This is a genomic window from Acidovorax sp. KNOB132 (assembly GCF_057541515.1).
Map to the genome: position 1 here is coordinate 1 of NZ_BAAJYT010000355.1, position 2958 is coordinate 2958.

Consider the following 2958-nt stretch of genomic DNA (forward strand, 5'->3'; position numbering starts at 1 on the left):
GTGGTGGCGGGCGAGGTGCGGGCGCTGGCCCAGCGCTCGGGCGACGCCGCGCGGGAGATCCGTGGCCTCATCGCCGCATCGGTCGAGCGGGTGGACGCGGGGGGCGGCCTGGTGGACGATGCGCGCCAGTCCATGCAGGGCATTGCCCACTCGATCGCCGAGGTCACGCACCTGATCGAAGGCATTGCTGCAGCGAGCGGCCAGCAAAGCAGCGGCATCGACGGCATCCACCAGAGCGTCGCCCGGATCGAGCAGATGACCCAGCAGAATGCGGCGCTGGTGGAGGAGGCCGCAGCCGCCGCCCTGCGCATGCGCGAGCAGGCCGCGGCCCTGGCCGACGCTGCGGCCACCTTCAAAACGCCCTAGCATGGTGGCCGCTGCGGAACGCTGCGCGCGCGGCGGTGTCCAACCCGTGCGCTCCCGCGGGAGCCCACCCCTTTCGCCGTTCGTTTCGCCGATGAGCAGGAGACCACGATGACCGACAAGAAAATCGAGTTCTACAAAGGCCCGGCCGGCGGCTGGGGCGCGCTGCGCTCCGTCGGCCGCGCGCTGCAGTACCAGGACATTCCCCTCAAGGGGGCCAAGACCCTGTTGTCGGCCAACCAGCCCGACGGGTTCGACTGCCCCGGCTGCGCCTGGCCCGACCGCAACCATGCCTCCACCTTCGAGTTCTGCGAGAACGGCGCCAAGGCCGTGGCGGCCGAGGCCACCGCCCGCCGCGCGGGGCCGGAGCTTTTCGCCCGGCATTCGGTGGCCGACCTGGCCGAGCAGAGCGACTTCTGGCTGGAGGACCAGGGCCGGCTCACCCACCCCATGGTGTACGACGCGGCCAGCGACCACTACGTGCCCATTGCCTGGGACGATGCCTTCGCGCTCATCGCCCGGCACCTGAACGCGCTGCCCAGCCCGAACGAGGCCATCTTCTACACCTCGGGCCGCGCCAGCAACGAGGCCGCCTTCCTGTACCAGCTGTTCGTGCGCGAATACGGCACCAACAATTTTCCCGACTGCTCCAACATGTGCCACGAGCCCAGCGGCAGCGCCATGCGCCCACAGATCGGCGTGGGCAAGGGCACGGTCACGCTGCAGGACTTCGAGGAGGCCGACGCCATCTTCATCTTCGGGCAGAACCCTGGCACCAACCACCCGCGCATGCTGGGCGAGCTGCGCGCGGCCCACAAGCGCGGCGCGCAGATCGTGAGCTTCAACCCGCTGCGCGAACGCGGCCTGGAGCGCTTTCAGGACCCGCAGAGCAAGATGGAAATGGCCACGCTGGGCTCGACACCCATCAGCACGCATTACTTCCAGCTGCGCGTGGGGGGCGATCTGGCCCTGGTCAAGGGGATGATGAAGCACCTGATCGAGATCGAGGACCGCGACGGCGGCGTGCTCGACCATGCCTTCATCGCCGAGCACACCACCGGCATCGACGGCCTGCTGGCCGACCTGCGCGCCGAATCGTGGCCTTTGCTCGAAGAGGAGTCCGGCCTGCCCGAGGCGCAGATCCGCGCCGCGGCCGAGGTGTACCGCAATGCCCGGAGCGTGATCGCCTGCTGGGGCATGGGCATCACCCAGCACATGCACTCGGTGGCCACCATCCAGATGATCGTCAACTGGCTGCTGCTGCGCGGCAACATCGGCCGGCCCGGCGCGGGCCCGTGCCCCGTGCGCGGCCACAGCAACGTGCAGGGCGACCGCACCATGGGCATCTGGGAAAAGCCCCCGGCCGCGCTGCTGGACAAGCTGCAGGAGGTGTTCGGCTTCGAGCCCCCGCGCGAGCCCGGCGTCGATACCGTGGAAGCCATCCAGGCCATGCTGGACGGCAAGGGGCGCGTGTTCTTCGCCCTGGGGGGCAACTTCGCCGCCGCCACGCCCGATACCTATGAGACCTGGAAGGCGCTGCGCCGCTGCGACCTGACGGTGCACGTGACCACCAAGCTCAACCGCAGCCACATCGTGCACGGGCGCGAGGCGCTCATCCTGCCGTGCCTGGGCCGCACCGAGATCGACATGCAGGCCGGCGGCCCGCAGGGCGTGACGGTGGAGGACTCGATGAGCATGGTGCACCTGTCCATGGGCATCAACCCGCCGGCCTCGGACCAGCTGCTGTCCGAGCCCGCCATCGTCGCGCGGCTGGCCGCGGCCACGATCGGCGGGCGCAGCCGCACCCCGTGGCTGTGGCTCATCGAGGACTACGCCCGCATCCGCGACAAGATCGAAGCCGTGTTCGCCGACTTCAAGGACTTCAACCAGCGCGTGGCCGTGCCCGGGGGCTTTCGGCTGCGCAACACCGCCAGCGAGCGCGTCTGGGCCACGGCCGGCCGCAAGGCCAGCTTCGTCGCCCACCCCGTGCCGGTGGACACGCCCTCGCACCAGGCCCGCGCGCTGCGGCGCGACACCGTCGTGTTCACGCTGCTCACCACGCGCTCGCACGACCAGTACAACACCACCATCTACGGCCACGACGACCGCTACCGCGGCGTGTTCGGCCAGCGGCGCGTGGTGTTCATCCACGAGGAGGACATTCGGTCCCTCGGCCTGAAGGACGGCGACTGGGTGGATATCCAGACCGTGTGGAGCGACGGCCAGGAGCGCCGCGCCGACCGCTTCAAGCTCGTGGCCTACGATATTCCCCGCGGCAACCTCGCTGCCTATTACCCCGAGACCAATCCGCTCGTGCCCCTTTCGTCGGTGGCGCTGAATGCGGGCACGCCGACCTCCAAGTCGATCCCCGTGGTGCTGGTGCCGCATGCGGCCGGGGCGGCAGATGCTGCAGACACGGCCGCCGCCGCGGAAGCCGCGGCCGTGGCGGCCATTTGATGCCGCCCGTGCCGGTGGGCCATGACGGCGGGCTCTCACCGGCGCTGCTGTCGGCACTGGCCGAACTGGACGATCCGCAGGGCGTCTCCATGCCGCGCCTGGCCAAGCACCTGGGGTTGCCCGGCAGCGCCGTGCTGC

The 2958-nt window shown here is 70.1% G+C and carries 2 protein-coding genes; both read left to right on the forward strand.

What is annotated here, in order from left to right:
• The coding region (locus AC27IO_RS22350) for a methyl-accepting chemotaxis protein (RefSeq protein ID WP_487090686.1) at window positions 1-366 on the forward strand (366 nt) is incomplete at its 5' end.
• Between the two features lie 108 nt (window positions 367-474).
• Complete coding sequence (locus AC27IO_RS22355; RefSeq protein ID WP_498740826.1) at window positions 475-2820, forward strand: FdhF/YdeP family oxidoreductase; 2346 nt, start codon at window positions 475-477, stop codon at window positions 2818-2820.
• Window positions 2821-2958: the final 138 nt, after the last annotated feature.

Bases quoted from the DNA above. Each gene is read 5' to 3' on its own strand.
- AC27IO_RS22355 (WP_498740826.1), top strand. From the start codon at position 475: ATGACCGACAAGAAAATCGAGTTCTACAAAGGCCCGGCCGGCGGCTGG.